Annotated in this window: 25 protein-coding genes; 13 read left to right on the forward strand and 12 right to left on the reverse strand. The window is 53.1% G+C overall.

Annotation, left to right across the window (positions count from 1 at the left end; all coding sequences use genetic code 11):
• Nucleotides 1–5: 5 nt before the first annotated feature.
• Both BN2591_RS04930 and BN2591_RS04935 read right to left on the reverse strand, forming a co-directional pair.
• A complete protein-coding gene (locus BN2591_RS04930; protein ID WP_086869507.1) occupies nucleotides 6–863 on the reverse strand; it encodes an aldo/keto reductase in 858 nt (285 codons plus the stop codon).
• Between the two features lie 89 nt (nucleotides 864–952).
• The gene (locus BN2591_RS04935) at nucleotides 953–1,702 is read right to left on the reverse strand and encodes a MipA/OmpV family protein (RefSeq protein WP_086869509.1); all 750 of its coding nucleotides are present in this window, start codon (nucleotides 1,700–1,702) and stop codon (nucleotides 953–955) included.
• Nucleotides 1,703–2,043: 341 nt separating this feature from the next.
• On the opposite strand from BN2591_RS04935, the gene BN2591_RS04940 reads away from it, so the two are divergent.
• The 7 genes from BN2591_RS04940 (at nucleotide 2,044) to BN2591_RS24860 (ending at nucleotide 12,074) form a co-directional block, all read left to right on the forward strand.
• Nucleotides 2,044–3,183 (forward strand): D-alanyl-lipoteichoic acid biosynthesis protein DltD, encoded by a 1,140-nt coding sequence (locus BN2591_RS04940; RefSeq protein WP_086869511.1) that lies wholly within the window; start codon nucleotides 2,044–2,046, stop codon nucleotides 3,181–3,183.
• 126 nt (nucleotides 3,184–3,309) lie between these two features.
• Nucleotides 3,310–4,428: an MBOAT family O-acyltransferase gene (locus tag BN2591_RS04945; RefSeq protein ID WP_086869513.1), complete on the forward strand. Its 1,119-nt coding sequence runs from the start codon at nucleotides 3,310–3,312 to the stop codon at nucleotides 4,426–4,428.
• A complete protein-coding gene (locus tag BN2591_RS04950; RefSeq protein ID WP_086869515.1) occupies nucleotides 4,425–5,858 on the forward strand; it encodes an AMP-binding protein in 1,434 nt (477 codons plus the stop codon). Before BN2591_RS04945 ends, BN2591_RS04950 begins: the two co-directional genes overlap by 4 nt.
• 16 nt (nucleotides 5,859–5,874) lie before the next feature.
• Complete coding sequence (locus BN2591_RS04955) at nucleotides 5,875–6,096, forward strand: acyl carrier protein (RefSeq protein WP_020454034.1); 222 nt, start codon at nucleotides 5,875–5,877, stop codon at nucleotides 6,094–6,096.
• Nucleotides 6,097–6,587: 491 nt separating this feature from the next.
• The gene (yeaG, locus tag BN2591_RS04960; protein ID WP_086869517.1) at nucleotides 6,588–8,522 is read left to right on the forward strand and encodes a protein kinase YeaG; all 1,935 of its coding nucleotides are present in this window, start codon (nucleotides 6,588–6,590) and stop codon (nucleotides 8,520–8,522) included.
• Nucleotides 8,523–8,587: 65 nt separating this feature from the next.
• A complete protein-coding gene (locus tag BN2591_RS04965; protein WP_086869519.1) occupies nucleotides 8,588–9,871 on the forward strand; it encodes a YeaH/YhbH family protein in 1,284 nt (427 codons plus the stop codon).
• A gap of 652 nt (nucleotides 9,872–10,523) precedes the next feature.
• On the forward strand, nucleotides 10,524–12,074 hold the full coding sequence (locus BN2591_RS24860) for a methyl-accepting chemotaxis protein (RefSeq protein WP_086869953.1): 1,551 nt from the start codon (nucleotides 10,524–10,526) through the stop codon (nucleotides 12,072–12,074).
• Between the two features lie 334 nt (nucleotides 12,075–12,408).
• On the opposite strand, the gene BN2591_RS24690 is transcribed toward BN2591_RS24860, so the two are convergent.
• Nucleotides 12,409–12,639, reverse strand: coding sequence for a hypothetical protein (locus BN2591_RS24690; RefSeq protein WP_086869521.1), 231 nt, complete (start codon nucleotides 12,637–12,639; stop codon nucleotides 12,409–12,411).
• Between the two features lie 1,155 nt (nucleotides 12,640–13,794).
• Between BN2591_RS24690 and BN2591_RS04980 the strand changes: the two genes are divergently transcribed.
• A complete protein-coding gene (locus tag BN2591_RS04980; protein ID WP_086869523.1) occupies nucleotides 13,795–14,292 on the forward strand; it encodes a YbaK/prolyl-tRNA synthetase associated domain-containing protein in 498 nt (165 codons plus the stop codon).
• A gap of 14 nt (nucleotides 14,293–14,306) precedes the next feature.
• On the opposite strand, the gene BN2591_RS24970 is transcribed toward BN2591_RS04980, so the two are convergent.
• The gene (locus BN2591_RS24970) at nucleotides 14,307–14,402 is read right to left on the reverse strand and encodes a hypothetical protein (RefSeq protein WP_020454038.1); all 96 of its coding nucleotides are present in this window, start codon (nucleotides 14,400–14,402) and stop codon (nucleotides 14,307–14,309) included.
• Between the two features lie 216 nt (nucleotides 14,403–14,618).
• Here BN2591_RS24970 and BN2591_RS04985 point away from each other — a divergent pair, with 216 nt between their 5' ends.
• A complete protein-coding gene (locus BN2591_RS04985; protein ID WP_086869525.1) occupies nucleotides 14,619–15,065 on the forward strand; it encodes a DUF441 domain-containing protein in 447 nt (148 codons plus the stop codon).
• On the opposite strand, the gene BN2591_RS04990 is transcribed toward BN2591_RS04985, so the two are convergent.
• The 5 genes from BN2591_RS04990 to BN2591_RS05010 all read right to left on the reverse strand — a co-directional run bounded on the left by BN2591_RS04990 (nucleotide 15,045) and on the right by BN2591_RS05010 (nucleotide 19,125).
• On the reverse strand, nucleotides 15,045–15,740 hold the full coding sequence (locus BN2591_RS04990) for an amino acid ABC transporter permease (RefSeq protein WP_086869527.1): 696 nt from the start codon (nucleotides 15,738–15,740) through the stop codon (nucleotides 15,045–15,047). The genes BN2591_RS04985 and BN2591_RS04990 overlap by 21 nt on opposite strands.
• Entirely contained in the window at nucleotides 15,730–16,488 is a 759-nt protein-coding gene (locus BN2591_RS04995; RefSeq protein ID WP_086869529.1) for an amino acid ABC transporter permease, read from the reverse strand. Before BN2591_RS04995 ends, BN2591_RS04990 begins: the two co-directional genes overlap by 11 nt.
• Nucleotides 16,488–17,309, reverse strand: a complete 822-nt coding sequence (locus BN2591_RS05000; protein WP_065368695.1) for an amino acid ABC transporter ATP-binding protein — start codon at nucleotides 17,307–17,309, stop codon at nucleotides 16,488–16,490. Before BN2591_RS05000 ends, BN2591_RS04995 begins: the two co-directional genes overlap by 1 nt.
• A 2-nt stretch (nucleotides 17,310–17,311) precedes the next feature.
• Complete coding sequence (locus BN2591_RS05005) at nucleotides 17,312–18,136, reverse strand: ABC transporter substrate-binding protein (RefSeq protein ID WP_086869531.1); 825 nt, start codon at nucleotides 18,134–18,136, stop codon at nucleotides 17,312–17,314.
• Between the two features lie 203 nt (nucleotides 18,137–18,339).
• Nucleotides 18,340–19,125, reverse strand: a complete 786-nt coding sequence (locus BN2591_RS05010) for an AraC family transcriptional regulator (RefSeq protein WP_086869533.1) — start codon at nucleotides 19,123–19,125, stop codon at nucleotides 18,340–18,342.
• 99 nt (nucleotides 19,126–19,224) lie between these two features.
• On the opposite strand from BN2591_RS05010, the gene BN2591_RS05015 reads away from it, so the two are divergent.
• Nucleotides 19,225–20,406: a CynX/NimT family MFS transporter gene (locus BN2591_RS05015; RefSeq protein ID WP_086869535.1), complete on the forward strand. Its 1,182-nt coding sequence runs from the start codon at nucleotides 19,225–19,227 to the stop codon at nucleotides 20,404–20,406.
• A 78-nt stretch (nucleotides 20,407–20,484) separates the two neighbouring features.
• On the opposite strand, the gene BN2591_RS05020 is transcribed toward BN2591_RS05015, so the two are convergent.
• Nucleotides 20,485–21,192 carry a CTP synthase C-terminal region-related (seleno)protein gene (locus BN2591_RS05020; RefSeq protein ID WP_086869537.1) on the reverse strand — a complete coding sequence of 236 codons (708 nt, stop codon included), beginning with the start codon at nucleotides 21,190–21,192 and terminating at the stop codon, nucleotides 20,485–20,487.
• A 154-nt stretch (nucleotides 21,193–21,346) separates the two neighbouring features.
• Between BN2591_RS05020 and BN2591_RS05025 the strand changes: the two genes are divergently transcribed.
• A complete protein-coding gene (locus BN2591_RS05025; protein WP_086869955.1) occupies nucleotides 21,347–21,850 on the forward strand; it encodes a 2-thiouracil desulfurase family protein in 504 nt (167 codons plus the stop codon).
• On the forward strand, nucleotides 21,847–22,194 hold the full coding sequence (locus BN2591_RS05030; protein WP_086869539.1) for a DUF488 domain-containing protein: 348 nt from the start codon (nucleotides 21,847–21,849) through the stop codon (nucleotides 22,192–22,194). The genes BN2591_RS05025 and BN2591_RS05030 overlap by 4 nt, the downstream gene beginning before the upstream one ends.
• On the opposite strand, the gene BN2591_RS05035 is transcribed toward BN2591_RS05030, so the two are convergent.
• Nucleotides 22,191–22,496, reverse strand: a complete 306-nt coding sequence (locus BN2591_RS05035) for a hypothetical protein (RefSeq protein ID WP_020454049.1) — start codon at nucleotides 22,494–22,496, stop codon at nucleotides 22,191–22,193. The two genes, BN2591_RS05030 and BN2591_RS05035, sit on opposite strands and share 4 nt — an antisense overlap.
• Nucleotides 22,497–22,588: 92 nt before the next feature.
• Nucleotides 22,589–22,822: a putative hemolysin gene (locus tag BN2591_RS05040; protein ID WP_086869541.1), complete on the reverse strand. Its 234-nt coding sequence runs from the start codon at nucleotides 22,820–22,822 to the stop codon at nucleotides 22,589–22,591.
• A gap of 319 nt (nucleotides 22,823–23,141) precedes the next feature.
• On the opposite strand from BN2591_RS05040, the gene BN2591_RS05045 reads away from it, so the two are divergent.
• A complete protein-coding gene (locus tag BN2591_RS05045) occupies nucleotides 23,142–24,188 on the forward strand; it encodes a sensor domain-containing diguanylate cyclase (RefSeq protein WP_086869543.1) in 1,047 nt (348 codons plus the stop codon).
• Nucleotides 24,189–24,209 lie beyond the last annotated feature (21 nt).

Consider the following 24,209-nt stretch of genomic DNA (forward strand, 5'->3'; position numbering starts at 1 on the left):
TTCTGTTACACCACGTCGAGCGGCGTTTTACGGCCCGGAGCCGGGAAAGCGTTATCCAGCCGCGCTAACTCATCGTGGCTTAACGTAATATTCAATGCCGCCGCATTTTCCTGCACATGCGCCACGCTGGACGCTTTAGGAATGGCTATCACGCCCTGATGGCTAATCACCCATGCCAGTAAAATTTGCGCAGCGCTCACACCATGTACCGCGGCAATCTCGCGCACCGTACTGTTTTCCAGTAAACCATCGCGCAGACGGCCAGCCTGAGCCAGCGGACAATACGCCATTACGGGCATTGCCTGTTGCTGACACCACGGCAGCAGATCATATTCAATGCCGCGCGAACCAAGATGATACAACACCTGATTTGCCGCACAGGCATCACCGCCGCGCACGCGCATCAGCTCCTGCATATCACTGTAATCCAGATTTGAAACGCCCCAGCGGCGTATTTTGCCCTGCGCGATCAGCGTTTCCATCACCTCGACGGTTTCAGCGAGGGAGTAGTTACCGCGCCAGTGCAGCAGATAGAGATCGAGAACCTCTGTTTTCAGACGCCGCAGGCTGGCTTCGCAGGCAGCAATGGCTTTCTTGCCACCGGCATTCCACGGATACACTTTGGATACCAGAAATACCTTATCACGCAAACCGCCCTGTAAGGCTTCGCCGACCACCTCTTCCGCTCCGCCATCGGCGTACATTTCCGCCGTATCAATCACCGTTAATCCCAGATCGATACCCGCGCGCAGCGCATCCACTTCTTTCTGACGCAGCCGCGTATTTTCACCCATGTACCAGGTGCCCTGGCCAATGGCGGGCTGCGAAACCTGGCCTGCAAAAACGACTTTTTTGTCTGCCATATACTCCTCCTGCTAAACGTTTCACCGTAAAGCAAAACAGGGCCAGTGGCCCTGTTTTATTGCACAGATCGTACTATTCAACTGCACAATCAGAAGCGGTACGTCACCCCGGTGGACAACAGCCCGCTCCAGGATTTGTCCACCATCGGGCTGTCCTTGATTTCATCCGACAGATGGGTGTAACGACCGGCACCGTACACGGCCCAGCTGTCCGTCAGGCGATAGCTAACCGAGAGCTCCAGATAGGGGCTCCAGCCATTATCCGGTTCGTAGCTCTTCAGGCCGCTGCGGCGCGCTTCGGAACGCGACACACCGTAGTAGTAGTTGTTCAGGTTATCGCTGGCCCACTCAACACCAATGCCCGGCGTGACGCTCAGCGCACCGTTGTTGTAGTTATACAACCAGCCGATGTCCCACATAACGCCGTTGCTGTTATCCAGCACATCGCCCGCAAGGGTGGTGCGCAGGAAACCGTAATCAGGAGTATTGTGGACGTAGGAAAGCCCCGCCATCATCGTCCCTTTACGGCGATCCAACTGGCGCAGCTGACGGTTATCGCTGTCTTTTGGTTTGAACTCCCACGGAGAGTAAAACGCGGTGATGGAGAGTTTATCCGCCTGGTCATTCCACAGGTAATAACCGCCGCCTAAACCGCGAAACCAGAAATTATCACTCTCATAGGTGATAACAGGAATCGGCAGGACACGCTTATCATACTGTTTATACGGGGATTCAAGGACGCCCACGCCAGCGCCCAGTGAAAAGGTATTTTCTGCATTTGCTGCAAAAGCGCAGGACGCGGTCAGCACGCCCAGTGCCACGAGTTTGATTTTGGTCACAGTCCTTTCTTTCCTGTAGTCAAATAATTGGCGCATGAAGTTTAACCGCCCGCGCCAGCCTACCCAAATTTTTTTACCTAAACATTACAAAAAATCGCAAATTCTGTATGCCTGTTAGCCAGCCGCAACGGGTACGGAAAAATACTTTCGCCCCCTGCTAATCTACCCTCTTCGGACATTTCTGGTGATCAATGACACGCTGTACATACCGTTACACGGCAGTGCTCATCATCTGTCATAAGGCTGGTATATAGTGTCGCGGAAACAGAGAGCCATTCTTCTGTCACGTTAAAAAACAACATATTTTAAACAAATGAAGATCACGTAGTTTTAATTTTATAATGAAAATCAAAAATACTTTCTGCCTACATTTCCTGATGGCGCTTCTTGCCGTCCTGTTCCTGTGCATTCATCCGCTGGTGACCCGCTTTGATCCACCGCTTAAATTCCAGCCGCTGATTAAAGCAATGGACGGCACGGCAAAAGAACAGGCGGAAAAAATAGCCACTATTTCTCATGCCCTGCAGGGGAATGCGATTTTTTTCATTGGCGCATCGGAAGTCGCCACCTCTGAAGATGAACCTTACGCTGTATATAATTACCTTAATAATGATTTACATCGTAATGTCGTCGCATTTGGCGACAGCTTTGATGATAGCGTCACCCATTTTCTTCTGCTGTCCCGCTTTAAGAATGACCTTAACGCAAACAGTAAAGTCGTTTTGCTGCTCGCACCCGATAGTTTTTATTCAACCGGCGTACCTCCAGCTATTTTCGCGAATAATTTTCCGGCACCGGTTTTTAATCCTTTAATGCAGGATGAGCAAACACGCCCATTCCTGGTCAACTACTTACGCCATATCAATAAAAAAGAGACCAGCCATTTAACTTTTGAACAAATGAAAATTTCTGGCTGGGACCTGGATAATATCTGGCAAGAAATCAGTTACGAATTTGCGAATTTCTGCACACTGATTAAAAACGACTGGCTGGCGATGCTGGATGTGGAAGCGTCGCCTGCACGGCCCTGGCCTGTGCAACCCGCTGTCGACATCACGCCGAACTGGGAACACGAACTGGCCCACGCCCGCGAACTGAACGAGGCGCGACAGGAAAGCGCAGATACCTTGTGGATGGACAAAACGGTTTATGAACCCGGCGAAAAGCCAGAAGTCTGGGACGATTCGCCCGTTGAGCCGGAGCAGTTGAAAGCCTTTCGCGCCATGATCACGTTGCTTAAAGAGCGCCACGTTCAGGTGGTGGTGATTATCGATGCGATAAACCGTCGTGCGGTGCAAAATCCTGAACTTGTGCAGCCTGCGGTGACGCAGACCACCGCCATTTTGAAAGAAAACCAGATCCCCTATTTTGATATGTACTCCATGCCCTATCAGGATGGCTGGAACTGGGATCGCCTGCATCCCACCGATCTGGCATGGGTACCGATGGACCGCTTTATTATTGAGAGCTTTAAACGATGAAATACGCTATTCGCCTGTTTTTCCTTTATCTCTTACTGGCGGTCACCGTTATCGCGTGGTCCTCTGTTGATGAAAGCATGAATTTAAAAGTGCACTTTGAATACCAAAAGTTCTGAGGAATGAATGATGTACAGCTCCGGAACCTTTTTCTTTTTTCTCTTTTCCTCGGCGTTGTTGTTTGCGCTGGTTAACCGCGTGCTGCGCTATCGGTTAACTTATTTATCGGCTTTTTCCGTGCTGGCGGCATTTGGCTGGGGATATATATTTCAGGGCGACTATATCGTTCCCGTTGCGGTTTTTTTCAGCTTTTATATTCTCGTCACCTTAAAAGAGAAAGGCTGGTTAAAAACCTGGCAAGCGGTAAGTTTAACATTAGTGCCTTTGTTCGCGGTGAAATTACATCTGAATAACCATTGGGGCATGATTGGCTTATCTTTTATGACCTTCCGCGCCATCGATGTTTTGCTCTATCGCAATAAAAAAGATGGCAACAATGCTTTGCACTACTTCTGTTACCTGTTTATGCCGTTTATTATTCTGGCCGGCCCTATGTACCGCTGGCGGACATGGATAACGGATATTAATAAACCCGTATTTACACTCACACGTGAGCAATTTCTCATTGCCACAGAGCAAATTGTTACCGGCATCGTGCAGAAATTTTTATTCGCCATGCTGATCGATAACCTGGTGATCCAGGAGTGGAGCCACCGCCCGTTTACATTCAGTGTGGGTGTGGTGATGTCGCTGGCCTACAGCGCCTATCTCTATTTTGATTTCGCTGGTTACAGCAATATGGCTATTGGTGCCGCTCGCCTGTTTGGCCTGAATGTTCCGGCAAACTTTAATATGCCCATTCTGGCGAAAAACCCGCAGGATTTCTGGCGTCGTTTCCACATCAGCCTTTCAGAGTGGCTGCGTGATGTGGTGTTTATGCCAATTTATATGAATTTAATGAAGCTCGACTTTTTCCGTCAGAACAAAACGCTGGCGCAGAATATCGGTATTTTCTGCACACTGTTTTGTATGGGGGCATGGAACGGGCTCGAACGGCACTATGTGATTAGCGGCGCGCTGTTTGGCGCTATTTCTGTGGCACACAACATGCTGCTGTGGTCAGCCAAACGAAGCCCGACGCTGAACCGCTGGCTGCACTATCCCACCATTCTCTTTTTGGGACGCCTGTTAACGCTGGCAAGCGCTGCGGCATCTCTTTACATTTTTAGCGGAATGTCACCCCTATGAACCTACACTCTGACCTCCAGGCGCTGCAGGATTTCCTGCGTGCGGCATTACTCGATCCCGCCCGCCCGCATCAGTTAGCGATAAGCGGCAGCGACGACGCACTCAACTGGCAACAGCTTTCTGTCGCGGTGACAGACTGGGCCAAACGCTATCAGCGCTGTCAGCCACAAGCCATGACACCCGTGGTGTTATACGGCCACCAGCAGGCGGAATTCGCCGTCGCCATCTATAGCTGCCTGCTGCATAATATTCCTTACATTCCGGTAGATTGCATCTACCCACAGGAGCGGCTGAAAGAGATTTGCCAGCTCGCCAGCGCGCCGTATTACTACGATGTCGCGATCCGGCAGTTTGTGCCGACCGGTGAAACCGGCCAGCCGCTGGCGGAGCCAGATCTCGCCTATATCATGTTTACCTCTGGCAGCACGGGTAAACCGAAAGGCGTACAGATCGGCCGTGAAAGCGTGTGGCACTTTATGCAGTGGGTGCGTCAGGATTTTGCCTTGCCGGAAGTCCCGGTGCTGATGAACCACGCGGTGTTCAGCTTTGACCTTTCCCTGATTCCCTTGCTGGCAAACCTGGCGACCGGCGGCCATATCGTGCTGAATGCCAAAGAGGATATCGCCGCGGAAAACTGGCTTGAACGCCTGAAAAGTAACGCGGTCTCAGTCTGGGTTTCCACCCCCTCTTTCGCTTACCAGAAGTTGCTCTCACCGCAATTCAACAGTGATTATTTACCCGCGCTTAGCGTGTTTGTATTTATCGGCGAAGTACTTAACAAAGCGCTGGTCAAACAGCTGCGCCGCCGCTTCCCGCAGGCCAAAATTCTCAACTCCTACGGCCCGACCGAAGCGACAATCGCCACCACCGTTGTCGAAATCACTGACGAAATCCTCGCCAGCGAAAACGATCTGCTGCCGGTCGGCACCATGATGCCGGAAAGCCGAATGGAGATTACCGCCGACGGGGAGCTGATTATTTGGGGCAAAAACGTGATGCGCGGCTATCTCGGCCTGCCACAAGAGAACGCGGCGAAACTGCTGCACCGCGATGGCGAAAGCTGGCGCGGCTACAAGACCGGTGACCTGGGTTACGAAGATGGGCTTATTTACTGCCAGGGCCGCAACGACAGCCAGATCAAACTCAACGGTTACCGCATCGAAATCAACGAGATTGAAAACCGCCTGCTGGCAATGTCCGGCATTCGTGAAGCCGTGGTATTACCGCTGATGAAAGCGGGTGGCGGCGTGCTGCGTATCGCGGCGTTTTGCGTAACCAATCTGGCGCCGGAGGCGATTAAACATTCGCTTGCACAGGTGGTGCCGCCGTACATGGTGCCGTCGCAAATCATTATCCAGGAGGCTTTGCCGCTGAACCCTAACGGCAAAATCGACCGCAAACTGCTGGACACCCATGCCCGCAGCAACTGAATAGACAGGAAAAACCATGGAACAAGAAATTCTCGCGCTGTTTGAAAAAATTTTATCCCGCAAAGTGGGCTTTCATGATGAGCTGATTGAGTCCGATATTCTCGACTCCATCCTCGCCGTCGATATGGTGCTGGAAGTGCAGGACGTTTACGGCTGCATGATCCCACCGACAGAAGTCGCCAGCGTGCTGAAAACCCCGGCGGATTTAGCACAGTACATTGAAGAGCATCGCAGCTAACCAATCGTTTTCCGGTGTCGGGCGTTATCGTCTGGCACCGCTTCTTGCGTTTTGCTGGCGAATCCCGCCCTGTAAATCCTGGTTGTCATCATCCTTTAACACAGCTCGCGTACTTCTGTTGTCGATAATCGTTCCGCTTCGGCGAAGTGACCATGACGGCGTCACTTTTTCTATACTTGCGATCCCGCACATCCTGTAAAAATTTACCAACATTCGACTGATGTAAAATGTTGGCATTTTCCAACACAGAAACCCCATATTTAATATAAAAAATCTGTATAAATCACACTCAATAGATATTTACCCTAAATAAGGGGTAAAAAAAGCCCCTCAGCCATCGGAATCTTCTTCAACGATAACTTGATCAAAGCCGGATACACGCTCATAACAAATAGGACGGAGCATAATTTTTATCCCGTTGGTTTGCGACGCTAAAAGTGGAAAAACTGATAGCTGTACTGTTCCCACAGATTACGAAAGGACGGCATGCCATGAATATATTCGATCACTATCGCCAGCGTTATGAAGCTGCCAAGGACGAAGAGTTCACTCTGCAGGAGTTTCTTGCCATCTGTAAGCAAGATCGCAGCGCCTATGCGAATGCTGCTGAAAGGCTGCTGATGGCCATAGGGGAACCTGTGATGGTAGACACTGCCCAGGAGCCACGGCTTTCCCGTCTCTTTTCGAACCGGGTTATCGGACGCTACCCCGCGTTCGAGGAATTTTATGGAATGGAAGAGGCGATTGAGCAAATTGTCTCGTACCTGAAACACGCCGCGCAGGGTCTGGAAGAGAAGAAACAGATCCTCTACCTGCTCGGCCCGGTGGGCGGTGGTAAATCGTCACTGGCCGAACGCCTGAAATCCTTAATGCAGCGGGTGCCGATTTACGTGCTGAGCGCCAACGGCGAACGTAGCCCGGTCAACGACCACCCGTTGTGCCTGTTTAACCCGCAGGAAGACGCGCAAATTCTTGAAAAAGAGTACAGCGTCCCGCGCCGTTACCTCGGCACGATCATGTCGCCGTGGGCGGCGAAACGTCTGCATGAATTTGGCGGCGACATCAGCAAATTCCGCGTGGTGAAAGTCTGGCCGTCGATACTGGAACAGATCGCGATTGCCAAAACAGAGCCAGGCGATGAGAACAACCAGGACATTTCAGCGCTGGTCGGTAAAGTGGACATCCGTAAACTGGAAAACCACGCGCAAAACGATCCAGACGCCTACGGTTACTCCGGCGCACTGTGCCGCGCAAACCAGGGGATCATGGAATTCGTCGAAATGTTTAAAGCACCTATCAAGGTGCTCCACCCCCTGCTGACCGCCACGCAGGAAGGCAACTACAACGGTACAGAAGGCATCTCCGCCCTGCCGTTTAACGGCATCATCCTCGCCCACTCGAACGAATCCGAATGGGTACAGTTTCGTAACAACAAAAACAATGAGGCGTTCCTTGACCGTGTTTACATCGTCAAAGTGCCTTATTGCTTGCGCATCTCGGAAGAGATGAAAATTTACGAAAAACTGCTCAACCACAGTGAGCTGTCTCATGCGCCATGCGCACCGGGAACGCTCGAAACGCTGGCCCGCTTCTCGATTCTTTCGCGTCTGAAAGAGCCGGAAAACTCCAGTGTCTACTCGAAAATGCGTGTCTACGACGGTGAAAGCCTGAAAGATACCGATCCGAAAGCGAAGTCCTACCAGGAATACCGCGATTACGCCGGTGTTGATGAAGGGATGAACGGCCTGTCGACACGTTTTGCCTTTAAGATCCTCTCGCGCGTGTTCAACTTCGACCACGTCGAAGTGGCAGCCAACCCGGTGCATCTGTTCTACGTACTGGAACAACAAATTGAACGTGAGCAGTTCCCGCAAGAGCTGGCTGAACGTTACCTGGAGTTCCTGAAAGGCTATCTGATCCCGAAATACGCCGAGTTTATCGGCAAAGAGATCCAGACCGCTTACCTCGAATCCTATTCCGAATATGGGCAGAACATCTTCGATCGTTATGTCACCTATGCGGATTTCTGGATCCAGGATCAGGAGTACCGCGACCCGGATACCGGCCAGTTGTTTGACCGTGAATCCCTGAACGCGGAACTGGAAAAAATTGAAAAACCGGCCGGCATCAGCAACCCGAAAGATTTCCGTAATGAGATCGTCAACTTCGTGCTGCGCGCCCGCGCTAACAACAACGGACGCAACCCGAACTGGACCAGCTACGAAAAACTGCGCACGGTTATCGAGAAGAAAATGTTCTCGAATACTGAAGAGCTGTTGCCGGTGATTTCGTTCAACGCCAAAACCTCTACCGACGAGCAGAAAAAGCACGACGACTTTGTCGACCGTATGATGGAGAAAGGCTACACCCGCAAACAGGTTCGCCTGTTGTGCGAATGGTATCTGCGTGTACGTAAATCATCATAACAACGCACAGGCCGCGCTCTGTGCGCGGCCTGTTGCAACGTTGGCATACGCAGCGGGAGGGAACTATGACCTGGTTCATTGACCGGCGTTTGAACGGTAAAAATAAAAGCACGGTTAACCGCCAGCGATTTTTACGCCGTTATAAAGCGCAAATAAAGCAGTCGATCTCCGAAGCCATCAACAAGCGCTCGGTGACCGATGTGGAGAATGGCGAATCCGTCTCCATCCCGACGGAGGATATCAGCGAACCGATGTTCCATCAGGGGCGTGGCGGCTTACGCCATCGCGTACATCCGGGAAACGATCATTTTGTACAGAATGACCGCATCGAGCGCCCGCAAGGCGGTGGCGGCGGTGGCGGCAGCGGCCAGGGCGAAGCCAGCCCTGACGGTGAAGGCCAGGATGAGTTTGTTTTCCAGATCTCCAAAGATGAGTACCTCGATTTGCTGTTCGAGGATCTGGCGCTGCCGAACCTGAAAAAGAACCAGCAACGGCAGCTTAATGAGTTTAAAACGCACCGCGCGGGTTACACCGCCAACGGCGTACCGGCGAATATCAGCGTCGTGCGTTCGTTGCAAAACTCGCTGGCACGTCGCACCGCTATGACGGCAGGAAAACGCCGTGAGCTGCGCGAACTGGAAAGTAGCCTTGAAACGGTCGCCAAAAGCGAACCTGCCCAATTACTGGAAGAGGAGCGTCTGCGTAAAGAGATTGCCGAACTGCGGGCAAAAATCGAGCGCGTGCCGTTTATCGACACCTTCGATTTACGTTACAAGAACTACGAAAAACGGCCGGAACCCTCCAGCCAGGCGGTGATGTTCTGCCTGATGGACGTTTCGGGTTCCATGGATCAAGCCACCAAAGATATGGCCAAACGTTTTTACATTCTGCTCTATCTGTTCCTGAGCCGAACCTATAAAAACGTCGAAGTGGTCTATATCCGCCATCATACGCAGGCGAAAGAGGTGGACGAGCATGAGTTCTTCTACTCGCAGGAAACGGGCGGCACCATCGTTTCCAGTGCCCTGAAACTGATGGATGAAGTGGTGAAAGATCGCTACGACCCGGCGCAGTGGAATATTTACGCCGCGCAGGCGTCGGACGGTGATAACTGGGCGGATGATTCACCGCTGTGTCACGAAATCCTGGCGAAGAAAATCCTGCCGGTGGTGCGTTACTACAGCTATATCGAGATCACCCGTCGGGCGCACCAGACGTTATGGCGCGAGTACGAACACCTGCAAACGATGTTCGATAATTTCGCCATTCAGCATATCCGCGATCAGGAGGATATCTACCCGGTATTCCGCGAACTGTTCCATAAGCAAACCGCCAATTCTGGCAGTTAATCTCTCTCAATCAGCCAGTTAAATTTATTTTCCTGGCTGATTTTTTTCATCCTGGGCGTTGACCAACAATAATCAGCTCATTGTCTGATTCTTTCGTCATTAATCTGTTCCTTCCATTTCAGGTAATTCATAAGCCGCCCCCTATAAAAGTTATTAATGGCGAGTTTTTACTGGAGAAATTACAGGCTGGTAGCGTTGTGGCAAGACCCTCACCCAATTAATTAAGCTACATGAGCATCGATATAAAGAGGGCGTTATCGGGTTGAAAATAGATTTCCTGAATGGCTCACTCTATTTACACTCTTTTTCCTGTTCCTTCTGACCGTCGACGATATTGTTTGTGATAAAGACATTACGAACATACTATTTGATATATTATATTTAACGCTAACCTTTTCACCCTCTTTTAAGGCCCTGCCGTAGCTTCTGGTCTATCCCGGCCAATTAATACTGTCCATGCTGAGTAATATCGCCTTGAGAGCACAGTAGCTATCCCTTTGAAAATTAGCCTGTAAAAAATCAAGAATGAATATATTCTCTTCGTCTCATATTTTCATCGGTTTTAGTTAAAGCCAGAAAAATCCTTGCCGATATCTTATATGTTTTACGTCTCTTCAGGCTGCTCTCTTAAATTATGTGGAACGAGGTTAAAATGTTCAGGAACTTACCTATCAAGAAAAAATTCTTTTTTGCCTTTGGGGTCGTTTTAGTATTACTACTGTCACTGTGTGCAAGCTTCTACAATAACTTTTCCAATATTGTTAACACTAACGAATGGAATATTCATAGCTGGCGTGTCATCGATAAAAGCCGAGCCCTGACCCAAAGCCTGGTGAATATGGAAACCGGCCTGCGTGGATATGCGATTAATGGTAAAGAGGAAATGCTGGCTCCGTGGAATTCAGGCAAAGAGGATTTTGTTAAATTTTGGCAGGACACTAAAGACTTAACTGCGGATAACCCTGCACAGCAGAAGCGCCTTGATAATTTGCTTAATCAGCAGAAAGAGTGGCAGGAGAAGTTTGTCGCAGAGTTACTTGATCACCGTCGCGCACTAAATGACGGGTCAATGACACAAGTGGATTTCACCAACGCCTTCGAAGCTAATACAGGCAAGCCGCAAATGGATCAGATGCGTAAAACGATTGATGAAATCGTCAATGACGAAACACATCTGCTCAGCGAACGCCAGAATTCTGTCGATTCCGTTCAAACTCAGACCAGGCTTACCTTGTTTATCGGCGCACTGTTGGGTGTTTTCATCGCTTCTGCTTTAGGTTATGTCCTTGCCCACACCATTACTCTTCCGCTCGAGGAAGCGGTAAAAGCGGCTAAAGCAATTGCCGCAGGCGATCTCTCTTCCCGTCTGGAAGCGCGTTCAAAAGATGAAACCGGCATTCTTATCACAACCCTTACCGCCATGCAGGAGCAGCTCAAAAAAGTGGTGTCTGATATTCAGACCGCTGCGTCCTCTATCGACAGCGCCTCGAAAGAAGTCGCGATGGGCAATACGGATCTCTCTGTACGGACAGAGCAGCAAGCCGCCTCGCTGGAAGAAACCTCAGCCAGCATGGAGCAACTAACGGCGACCGTAAGGCAAAACGCCTCTAACGCGCAAAACGCCAGCAGCCTGGCGTCTGACGCTTCCGAGGTTGCGCAGCAGGGCGGAAAAGTGGTGGACAAAGTCGTCTCGACCATGGCTGCCATTTATGACAGCTCACAAAGCGTGGTCGATATTATCGGCACCATAGAAAGCATCGCTTTCCAGACCAATATCCTGGCGCTCAACGCGGCAGTGGAAGCCGCTCGCGCTGGCGAGCAGGGGCGCGGTTTCGCCGTCGTGGCAAGCGAAGTACGCGCGCTGGCGCAGCGTAGCGCGACAGCGGCAAAAGATATTAAATCACTGATTGAAGCCTCGAATAATCGCATATCGGAAGGCACAGACCTGGTCGCTCAGGCGGGCAACACCATGGCTGAGATAGTCACGGCGATCAGCAACGTCTCAGCAATCATGTCAGAAATCTATACGGCCACCGGCGAGCAGGTTAACGGTATTGAGCACGTCGGCATCGCTATCACCCAGATGGATGAAGTGACCCAACAAAACGCCGCACTGGTTCAACAGGCCGCCGCCGCTGCCGCTTCTCTGGAAGATCAGGCTGCGCAGTTAAACCGCTCGGCGGCAATTTTTAAACTTGCCTGACAAAGGGATTTATTTTTAAAAAACCTCGCAACTATTTTGGCGTCTGTATTTGGTACAAATCGGATGGGCAGGAAGGTTGCAAATCGGCGATGAGCGAACAGCGGAAGTTAATAGTTACTTGCGTAAAGCATGAGTGATGCTGACCTGCTCCTCGTTGGTTAATACGTCTGATGTTAATAATGTCTTCCTAAGTCACATGAAGGCATCACCATGAAGACGCGTTTTAGCGACGCTATCTTGTACACCTGGCTGATGATGATTTCATAAAACTTAGCAGTAACTAAAGCGGGCCATCGGGGAGCGCCCGCTTTAATACAATTGCGATTGATCGACGCTACTTCAGCAGTCTGTTTGAAGCCTCAACGATTTCCTGTGACGTAACCTCTCTGTCAGAGGCGACACAAAACTCAGTATGATCGCCGGTTAGAGAATGAACTCCCGCATACATAATTTTAAGGTGAGCTTCCTCACCATTCGGGTATTCACGGAGTATGGTGGTAGTACCCTCTACAACGCTGACAGCAACCACCGGCTGTCGGTTGAAGAACACCAGAACATTTTTCATAAACACCCCTAACGTTGAGAAAAGGCCACAATAAGTGGCCTTTGATTAGTATCAGCTTGAAGTCAGAATGGTGATTCGCAGGAGCCACCCGCGCGATTCATGTTTTCTGTTCCACCAATAACCGCTGCCTTTCAGGTGTGGGCAAGACGACGGTGGATTGAGTCTACAGAGTTTTACGGTTTTCACAGCGCAAAGAGAAAGATGATGGCAGTTATGCTGTACACCTTGATTTTCATCTCCGATAAAACTGCTTGAGTAGTTTTAATCACTGCTCGCTGCGCATGTTAGCCCGCTCATAGCGGCAACTTTTCAGTGGTGGTTATCCGCCCGGTTTACTTTTCGGCATTAGCTCCCGCGGTGTTTTAACGCTGCTGCGCTCTTTTAGATACCTGCAACGTGGTTATTGCCCTGCAGGATGGTTGCACACCTCCCTCACACGGCTTAAGCCTCTATGACTGATTTGCATCAGTCCACGCCTGCTCTTCGGGCGGCAACGCGTTTGATAAACCCACCAATGAAATCTGGCCTCGGTAGCCAATAACCACGCTGGCTATATCGCGCCGCGTTCACGTTTCAAAGCTTTTTTACCTATGGAGCCTGAGCCCCGACGTAAATAGATGCTGCCAGAAGGTTTAAGGGCTCGTCAGAATGGCGTCAGAAAGCCATCGCGCCACTTTAAAGCGCACTCGACGCCTTTCCACTGATTGTCCCGGCCATGAGTCCTAACGCTGAAGTAAGGTGGAGCAGTCACCATCAGGTCAAATGAGTTATCAGGAAGGGTTGCGATGTCATGCAGGCGTTCAGCATTGATTAAATCAACCCTGTTTACATTAATGGATGAATTGCCGTACAAAATAGCGGCTATTTACCCTGTTGACCGCGCGTAAATGTGGCACATTAATCCCATCGAAGCATTTGTGGCACGGCGGGCGTGGAGAACGTTTGCGTCGGTGCTGTTGCGCTCCGTTCATCCTGACGAACATATTGAGCCTGGTAGCGTCTGGCTACCTTTTGAAAAGAAACTAACAGTACACACAAAAAAGCGTTGTTTGTAGTGCTTGTATTTCTTCGCCGCCTCTTTAAGGCGGCTTTTTTATTTTCATCTCCCTGTACGTGAATTATTCTTTCTCTTCAACGTTTTCATCGGGAGTGAACATGTCTGAAATTGCCAGCCGTAACATCCATCAGCATTTGATAACCCTGCTTGAACAGCAAGAGGCGCGTTTTCGCGTCGTTGAACACGAAGCCGTCGGCAAATGCGAGGCCGTCAGTGAAATTCGCGGTACCGCGCTGGGCCAGGGGGCGAAAGCGCTGCTGTGTAAGATCAAAGGTAACGGGGTGAAAAAGCATGTGCTGGCGATCCTGGCCGCCGACTTACAGGCCGACCTTTCCCGCCTGGCGCAGCACTTTGGTGGCAGTAAAGCCTCGCTGGCAAGCCCGGCAGAAGTGGATGCGTTAACGGCATGCGTATTTGGCGCGATCCCCCCGTTCAGCTTTCACCCGGATTTGCATCTGGTTGCCGACCCGGTACTGTTTCAGCGCTTTGATGACATCGCGTTTAACGCCGGGTTACTGGAGAAATCGGTGATCATGAATACCAGCGACTACCTGCGCATCGCCCGGCCAGAGCTGGTGGATTTTCGCCGCGAATAAGGCGCTTTTCCCGCTTACCAGCCGCTTCTTTCCAGGATCAATACGGAAATCACCAGCCCGGCGGCCAGCGTGAAGAACAGTGCGGTAATAATCAATACATCTGAAGGCATGATGGTCACTCGCAAAGGCCTGGTCTTTCACCGGGCGATGCCTCATTCATATCTCTGAATTATGAATTACCAATGACAATTTAGCTGACTTTTGATTAAAAACCGCCCTTCGCTTCTGGCAACTGCCTGAAATTATCTGCCTGCATGAAAAAAGCCTGTTTCATCACTGGTTTATGCGTAGAGTAAACAGGTTTCTTTGTTGGCAAGGAATTTCTGATGTTTGATACCACGCTGTTTATTCTGCTGGCGCTCGCGGCGCTGGGTTTTGTCAGCCATAACACCACCGTTGCTGTCTCCATTCTGGTGCTGATCATGGTACGCATCACCCCGCTCAACACCTTCTTCCCGTGGATTGAAAAACAGGGGCTGACCGTTGGCATTATTATCCTCACCATTGGCGTGATGGCGCCGATCGCCAGCGGCTCATTGCCGCCTTCCACACTGCTGCATTCGTTTATGAACTGGAAATCGCTGATTGCGATTGCGGTCGGCGTTTTTGTCTCGTGGCTGGGTGGGCGCGGCGTAACGTTGATGAGTTCGCAACCCTCGCTGGTGGCGGGATTACTGGTCGGCACCGTGTTGGGTGTGGCCCTGTTCCGGGGCGTTCCGGTCGGGCCACTGATTGCTGCCGGGTTGGTTTCGCTACTCATTGGCCGGCAGTGAGTGACGCCGCTGCCACTGTTTGACCGTCAGTTCCAGTGCGCTGCACAGCAGGTAATAGACCAGGCCGGTAAAGACAAACAGCGCGGCAGGATAGACCTGCACCCGGTTATTCACCTGGCCTGCGACTGTCGTCAGTTCCGGTACGTTGACTATAAAAGCCAGCGACGTGTCTTTCAGCAGTGCGATAAGCAAACCGATATACGACGGCAACGCGTTGCGTAACGCCTGCGGCAACAGCACCAGCCGCAAGATTTGCGCACTGCCAAAGCCGCTACTGAGCGCGGCTTCATACTGCCCGTCCGGCAGCGCCCCGAGCGCGGCAAGGGTCGAATACATCACTGCCGCCGAGGTAAACCATGCCAGCGCCAGCGTCACGGTCACCGCACCGGGAAGATCGGCACCGGTTAACCAGGGCAGTAAAAACCACAGCCAGAAGATGACGAAAATCAGTGGAATGCCGCGAATCAACTCCGCCCAGAGAAAGAGCACTTTGCGGGGCCAGCCGCGAAACCGCCATGCGCAGCACGCCAGCAGTACACCTCCGGGAAACGCCAGAATCGCCGCGCCGATGGTCATCAACAGCGATAGCAGTACCCCGCCAGGCTCGCCCTGCGCCGCTCGCCCCCACAGTAAATAGTCGAGGTTATCGGTGATCACGGTGATATTAGCGATCATGTTGCACCTCCGCAGCACGGCGCAGCGCCCGCCAGTGGCGTGGCAGGTTAAACAACACGCTCATCACCAGCCCCAGCAGCAAATAGAGCGCGCTGCCGATAGCAAACGCTTCCAGCGCGTGGGCGTTAAAACTCTCGATTTGCCGGGTCTGGTAAGTTAATTCCCCCAGCCCAATGCCGGTCGCCAGTGAAGAGAGCTTCATCAGATTCAGATACTGCCCCACTACCGGCTGCCAGGCATTCTGTAACCCCTGCGGCAGCAGCACCCAACGGAATAACGCCAGCGGACCAAAGCCCTGCGACTGCGCGGCTTCAACCTGTCCGCGCGGCACCGCATGCAGACCCGCCTGGATCTCTTCGACCAGAAAAGCAGCGGTAAACAGCCCCAGCGCCCAGGCCGATGAGAGAAACTCTGGCGTAAACCACCAAACATCGCCCGGCAGGATGCTGAACGTGTGGTCGTCGTTAACGTACTGGCGGAAACTCAGCGGCAGCACATTCCAGGCGGCGAAATACCAGAACAACAGTTGCACCAGAAGCGGCGTATTGCGAAACAGCGACACCCACACCGCCACCACGCTCCGCCCCGCCTTGCCACCAGCGAGACGCAGTGCCAGCAGCAGTACCGTCAATACCGTCGCCAGCACGGTTCCCGCCACGGTCACCCAGATGGTGGTAAGAAATCCGGAAGTGATCCATTGTGCGGGCTGCCCGGAAAGCACGCCCGCCCAGTCGAGATGCAGCGCCATCACAACTCCTTGCTATCGGCATGCAGCGGGTTGAGCACTTTCTGTAAAAAGCGCTGCGCGCGCGGGTGCTGCGGGGCAGAGAAGAATTGCGCCGGTGCCGCCTGCTCAAGGATTTCGCCCCCGTCGATAAAGATCACGCGATCGGCAATTTCCCGGGCAAACTGCATCTCATGGGTCACCACAATCAGCGTAATGCCGCTGTGCGCCAGCGATTTCATCACCTGCAACACTTCGCCGATCATCTCCGGATCAAGCGCCGAGGTAGGCTCATCAAACAGAATGATATGCGGATCGGCGGCCAGCGTGCGGGCGATTGCCACACGTTGCTGTTGCCCGCCGGAAAGCTGCGCCGGATAGTGATGCGCTTTATCCTGCAAGCCAACGCGAGCCAGCAGCGCCAGCGCGATGGCCTGCGCCTCGGCGGCGCTTTTGCCGTGAATACGACGTAAGGCCAGCGTAATGTTATCCAGCGCGTTGAGGTGGGCATAAAGATTAAACTGCTGAAAGACGAAACCGACATGGCGGCGCAACTCGCGAAGCTGGCGCCCTTTCAGCTGGCTGGTCGGCTGACCGTCAACATAGATTTCCCCGCCGCTCAGGGTTTCGAGCTGGTTAATCAAACGGATCAGGGTGGATTTACCGGAACCCGATGGCCCGCACACCGCCAGCACTTCTCCGGCGGCAACCTGTAAATCAATCGACTTTAATACCACGTTGTCGCCATAGCGTTTGCTCGCCTGGCGGAACGCTACCGTGCCTTTCGCCACGGGCAAGACCTCTGTGGCATCCGCCACAGAGGTAGAAAACAGACCTGCCAGCATAGTTACTTCGCTTCTATGGTAAAGCTGCGTGGAGCGGGTGTTTTGGTTTGCGGACCAAACCAGGTGTCGTAGATTTTTGCCGCGTCGCCGTTTTTCTCAAGATTAACCAGTTCAGTATTCACCGCGTTAAGCAGTGCGGTTTCGCCTTTGCTGACGCCGACGCCAATCTCCTCTTTGGACAGCAGATCCGGCAGGATTTTGTATTTCGCTTTATCCGGCGCTTCCGCCAGCAGCCCGGCCAGAATGGTGCTGTCCTGGGTGATCGCCTGCACGTTGCCGTTACGTAACGCGGTTAATGCCAGTGGGATATCATCATAGGCCAGCACGCGAGCTTGCGGGAAACGCTGGTGCAGCGTTTGCTCGCCGGTGGTGCCTTTTACCGCGCCAATGCGCGCTTTGCTGTAGGCATCCAGCTTGTCGGCCGCAGACGCCGGTACGAGGAATTGCTGGCCGGTCACAAAATATGGCGTGGAGAAGTCGATGACCTGCGCGCGTTCCGGGGTGATGGTGATATCCGCAACGATCAAATCCACTTTGCCCGATTGCAACAGCGGAATGCGGTTGGCCGGGTTCGTCGCCACCAGTTGCAGTTTTACGCCGAGGCTTTTTGCCAGTGCTTTGGCAAAATCGACGTCATAACCCACGATATCATGCGATTTCGCATCGATAGCGCCGAACGGCGGGTTGGCGTCAAAAGTCGCGACTTTGACGACACCAGCGGCTTTGATATCCGCCAGTTTGTCCGCGTGAGCGGTAAAAGAGAGCGCTGAAAGCAGCGCCAGTGCGCTGATTGCGCTTATTTTTTTCGTATATGATGAGGTTGCCATGCTAATCCTTGTGCCCTGTTATTGTGTTAATTGAGCGCTAAAGTCACACAACCTTATTCATCAGACAAATATCAAAAAGTGCATTGATTATCCGGAAAAGTTATAAAAAACAATCCTCCCATACTTACTGCTTATCTTTCCCGCTCTGCCAGTACAAACACGCCAAATCCACACAAAAACAACGGAATAGAAAGCAGAAAATGTCACGCTTCACCGAGCGCCGCCAGATAACGCCCCGGCGTCTGCCCAAGCCCTTTTTTAAACATGGTGATAAAGGCGGTCGTCGAGTCATATCCGAGCGCCTGCGCAATGTGCTGCACCGGATGGCCGTCAATTAATAACCGTAGCGCGAGGATCAGTTGCATCTGGTGCCGCCAGCGACGAAAGCTCAGCCCCGTCTCCCTGACGACCAGCCGCGCCAGATTGCGCTCGCTCATGGCAAATACCTGCGCCCACTGCGCCAGGGTTTGCCTGTCTGCCGGATTGCTTTCCATACTGTCGACCATCTGGCGGATTTTCGGATGCGCGGAAACCGGTAGCTGCAAGTGCATTTGCGGCTGCGCCGGCAGTTCATCAAACAGCACCGCTACCAGTCGCCGGGTGGCGGGTTGGCAGCGCTGGGCAGGCGTGCGTGTGGCTAATGCGAGGATTAACTCGCGTACCAGTGCCGACACTTTGAGCGTACAGCAGTGCTCCGGCATCACCACCGCCCAAGGTTCAATAAACAGGAAACAGAGTTGCGCATTCGCCGTCGCGCGATTGCTGTGCGGAACCTGTCCCGGAAGCCACATCGCATGGTGCGGCGGCACCATCCAGCGAGCATGTTCGACCTCGCAGGTAATCGCGCCTTTCAACGCCAGAATGAGTTGCCCTTTGCGGTGGTGATGCGCCGGGATCAATTGTTCACTCTCTTCAACGGTAATGCTGAACGCCACCGCCGCTTCCTGCTGGCTATCCGGATCGTAGCCACCGAGCCCAAGTCCGTGCATTATTTTGTCCGAATTTAGCGATAAAGTGTCATTCTAGCTTGATTCAAACAGCGGCAAAAAACGTTATCGTAGCGGCCTGTTATTTTTTCAGAGAAGACAATGACTAACCGCCTTTCTTCCCGCGGTAAGCAAAGCGTGTTGCTGATTGCCGGGATCCTGATGATTGCCACCACGCTGCGTGTCACCTTTACTGGCGCAGCGCCGTTGCTGGACGCCATTCGCGCGGAATATGGTTTAACCACGGCGCAAACCGGCATGCTCACCACCCTGCCACTGCTGGCTTTCGCATTGATATCGCCGCTGGCGGCCGGTGTGGCGCGCCGTTTCGGCATGGAACGCAGCCTGTTCGCGGCGATGGTGCTGATTTGCCTTGGCATCGCCCTTCGTTCCCTGCCCTCCGCACTGCTGCTGTTTACGGGGACAGCGATCATCGGCTGCGGGATCGCACTCGGCAACGTGCTGCTGCCGGGGATAATAAAACGCGACTTCGCCCAACATGTGGCGAAACTGACGGGCGCTTACTCACTCACCATGGGTGCTGCGGCGGCGCTCGGTTCGTCGGTCGTTGTGCCGCTGGCGCAATACGGTGCAGGCTGGCATGGCGCATTATTGATGCTGATGATCTTTCCGTTACTGGCGCTGTTGCTATGGCTACCCAGGCTGCGCCACGGCGCACCTGCGGCACTCAGTAACACCGGCGCGCTGCATAGCCGCAGGATCTGGCGCTCATGGCTTGCCTGGCAGGTCACGCTGTTTTTAGGCATCAACTCATTAATCTATTACATCGTCATTGGCTGGCTGCCGTCGATTCTGATCGCGCACGGCTTCAGTGAAGCGCAGGCGGGTTCTGTACATGGCATTCTGCAACTGGCGACGGCAGTACCGGGCCTGCTGGTGCCGCTGGTTCTGCACCGGCTGAAAGATCAGCACGGTATCGCTGTCGTGGTCGCGCTGCTGTGTGCCGTTGGTTCGCTGGGATTGTGGCTGATGCCGGAACATGCCACGCTCTGGACCCTTGTTTTTGGCTTTGGCTCCGGCGCGACCATGATCCTCGGGTTAACATTTATCGGGCTGCGGGCCAGCACCGCTCACCAGGCCGCCGCGCTTTCCGGTATGGCGCAATCGGTCGGCTACCTGCTGGCGGCTTGCGGGCCGCCGCTGATGGGGAAAATTCATGATGCCAGCGGCGACTGGCATCTTCCGCTGCTGGCATGTGCCGTATTATCGGTTGTTATGGCGGTGTGCGGGGCGTTCGCCGGGCGCGATCGCGAAATGGTGTAATGCCTGCAAACCACTCGCCACCTCTTCAGAAGGTGGTTCAGGGGTGACAACAAAAAACAGGCCCGCAGGCCTGTTTTTTTATTCACATGCCGCACGCAGCATCGCCTGAACCAGCGGTACCGGACGCCCGGCGAGCGCCGCGCGTTCATGCTGGAACAAGGTGGCGACAAAAAACGGGTGCGTCACCAGCTCGACGGCACGGATTTCGCCGTCTTCATCCCAGCCGGTAACCCGCAGATCACCGCTTTCCAGCTCGCGGGCAAACTCATCTGCTACGCCAAAGCTGCACCGGTAGGCTTCTTCAATCAGTTCACGACCGTAAGCGCGGGCAATGAGCGTGTTAGGACGCAGCTCAATAGCACAGTTTTGATCCACCAGCGCACAGGTCAGCGGCGTGATCACCATCCGCCCGATATTGTCCGTCTCGGCGTGCGCCGCATCTGCCCAGCCCAGCACATTGCGGGCATATTCAATGACCGCATGCTGGAAGCCGCCGCACGTCCCGAGAAACGGCACCGCGTTTTCACGTGCGTATTTAATGGCGATAAACGCGCCATTGGCGTTTTTGTAGGGGCTTCCCGGCACAACCCAGATGGCGTCATAGCCAACCAGATCCTCATCGCTGTTGATTTCGCTGGTCGGTAACCAGTCGTAATCGGCGGTGATTTCCAGCACGGCGGCAGCATCGTCAATCGCCAGCGGGATCGCCTGATGCGCCACGACGTCGTGGCTGTAATCGCCGACCAACGCGATGCGTAATGTTTTTTTCGGAGGAATGTGATGCATGAAAGTGTCCTTATGCCGGAGCGGATAACGAATAACATAAGGAATATCACATTAGCTGTCTTTTAATGTAATCACAACACCTTAAAATCAGCAGGCATATATCATGCAAAATTATGAAAAAATGGATTTCCGGCAAGGCATTAGGGCGAATGAGATGCACCAAACCAAAATTCTTGTCAGCGCGTGCCTGATGGGTTTCAACGTGCGTTACAACGGCAGTGCCAAAGCGGATCTGCATGAGGCGCTGCGACGCTGGCAGCAGGAAGATCGGCTGGTGATCCACTGCCCGGAACTGGCCGCCGGTTTACCCGTACCACGAAGACCGGCGGAGATTGTCGCGGGTTACGGCGCAGACGTGATGCGCGAACAGGCGCGAATTATCGAAAACGACGGGCGGGACGTTACCGCGCACTATCAATTAGCCGCCTGGCTGGCGCTGCAGGCTGCGCAAAACGCGGGATGTCGCGCCGCCCTGCTCACCGATGGCAGCCCCACCTGCGGTAGCCAGTTTATCTATAATGGAACCTTCAGCGGTACGCGGCAGCAAGGTATGGGCGTCGCGGCTGCGCTGCTTGAAGAACACGGCATTCGCGTCTTTTCCGATCGGCAATTGCCGGCGCTGGTGGCGTGGATGGAAGAAATGGAGAGGGAACAATGATCCAGTGCAAACGGGTGTATGACCCCGCCGCCGGTGACGACGGCTACCGGGTGTTAGTCGACAGGCTCTGGCCGCGCGGCATCAGGAAAACGGATTTGGCCTGTGATGAGTGGAACAAAACGCTGGCACCGTCAACGGAACTGCGCAAAGCGTTTCACGGCGAAACCATTGATTTCGCCGCGTTCAGTGAAAGCTATCGTCAGGAGCTTGCCGCGCAGCAAGAGGAAGGGAAAACGCTGGCAGCACGCGGGAAAAAAGGTACTGTCACGCTGCTATACGCGGCAAAAAACAGTGAGCAGAACCACGCGCTGGTGCTGGCGCAATGGCTGCGCTCGCTGGCTTAGCCGATGACGCGCTCGCGCACATCCTGTGGTTCGCTGTCCGGTTGCAGCGGCATCAGATGTTCGGCGCGTACAAATGCGAACCCATGCTGACCATCAAAGGCGGTCACATCGCCGGTCACCAGCCACAGCGCACGCGCGGCATTACGCGGCATTTCCGTCACTACGCCGTTCACCGGATTAAGAAAACGCTCGCCGGGCTGACACAGCCCGAAAAGCTCAACGGATTTGCCAATATTGCTGCGGCCATTGGCGGTTTGGGCGCCGATAATTAAAGCCGGGCTGCCCGGACGTAACTGGAACATACTTCTCTCATGCGCTCCCGCGCCAGCTGAAAATAGGATAATTCTGAGTGAGAAGTGTACCCTGGCAACCCGCCGATTGTCACGCGGTGCTATTACGGATGGTCGCGCCGCCACAGCGACCATTCATCAATCACTTCGCCGCCCGGCAATTTGCACTCCGTGCGTACGCCCTGCGGGCTTTGCACCGGCACGCGCTCGCCGCCCCGCTGCTGGCAATAAACCGCCGCCGGATTAGCCATACCGATTTGTGGGTGACGGGGAGATTCAGGCTGTGTGGAAGAACACGCCGCGAGAACAACAGGTAACGCCAGTAACCAATAACGCATCTTTTATTCCTTAAATCGCCTGTAAACCGTTTTCCAGCATAGCCACGCAACAGAGATATCTCCATGATTTCTCCATTCTTACTGCACTTTCAGCCGATATAGTTAGCCTCGTTCTCACCCATGACCAGAGAACATCATTCCGTAATCAATGAGTTTTTGCCCCGCTTCATCAACGGGGCTTTTTTTTCGTTCTCACCTGCTACTCTTTAATGCCATCCCGCTACGATGTGTCAATCACGCTTTTTTCATGATTTAATGACGCGCCATAAAATCTTCAGCTTGAATGTCCATATTGCCTGGGCACAGGAGTAAAAAAGTCATGTCCGATTTCATTCTCGCCCGTGTCTCTGAAACGCTGTCAAAAGAGCACTCGCTTGAAGGTTTAGTTCGCCAGTTTCTGGAAACGCTGGAAATGGTGACGGAGATGGAATCGACGTACTTAACAAAAATTAGTGACAATCCCCGTCTGCAGCATATTGTCTATTCCCGCAACAGCAGACAGCTTGCTATCCCGGAGGGTTTCTCCCTGCCGTGGGGCGATAGCCTGTGCAAGCGCGCACTGGATGATGGCTGTCTGTTCAGCAATGACGTTGCCAACCGCTGGAGTGATTGCGAAGCGGCACAGGCGCTGGGCATCACCACCTATCTAAGTACCCCGGTTCATCTGGCCGACGGCTCGCTTTATGGCACGCTGTGCGCCGCCAGCCAGGCAAAAAAATCGCTGAGCGTACGTGGCAAACAGGTCCTGCGGCTGTTTGCCGGGTTGATTGCGCAATTCATTGAAAAAGAGAGCCTCGTTGAGCAGTTACGCGAAGCTAACGCGGCGCTGATCGCCTACTCCTACACCGATGCGCTGACGGGTTTACCCAACCGACGCGCTATCTTCGAAAATCTCGCCACCCTGTTTTCCCTCGCCCGCCATCTGGAATTGCACGTGGTTATCGCTTTTATCGATCTCGATAATTTCAAAGGCATCAATGATCAACTGGGACATGAGGCTGGCGATCAGTTTCTCATTGACGTGGGTCAACGGCTGGCGGCGGATCGCGGTAAAGACGATATTGTCGGGCGCCTTGGCGGCGATGAGTTTTTACTCGCCTGCCTGGGCAGACCGCTGAAGCAGGCGGAAGGTATTCATCTGACCTCGTTGAAAACGAGTCTCGACAAACGCATTACTGGCGAATATCAGCTCGGGGAAACACGGATTTACTACCCAGGCGCCAGCGTGGGCGTCATCGAAATCAACCCGACATTGACCGATGCCGGGGGTGCGTTACAAGCGGCAGATGAAGCGATGTATCACGTGAAGAAGAATAAAGAAAAAAACCCTTTATTCGTCTCGATTAAGCGTATCTCTGTGACGTGAAGGCTTGAGAAAAATCTCATT

This window comes from Kosakonia pseudosacchari (assembly GCF_900184035.1).
GTDB classification, from domain to species: Bacteria; Pseudomonadota; Gammaproteobacteria; order Enterobacterales; family Enterobacteriaceae; genus Kosakonia; species Kosakonia pseudosacchari.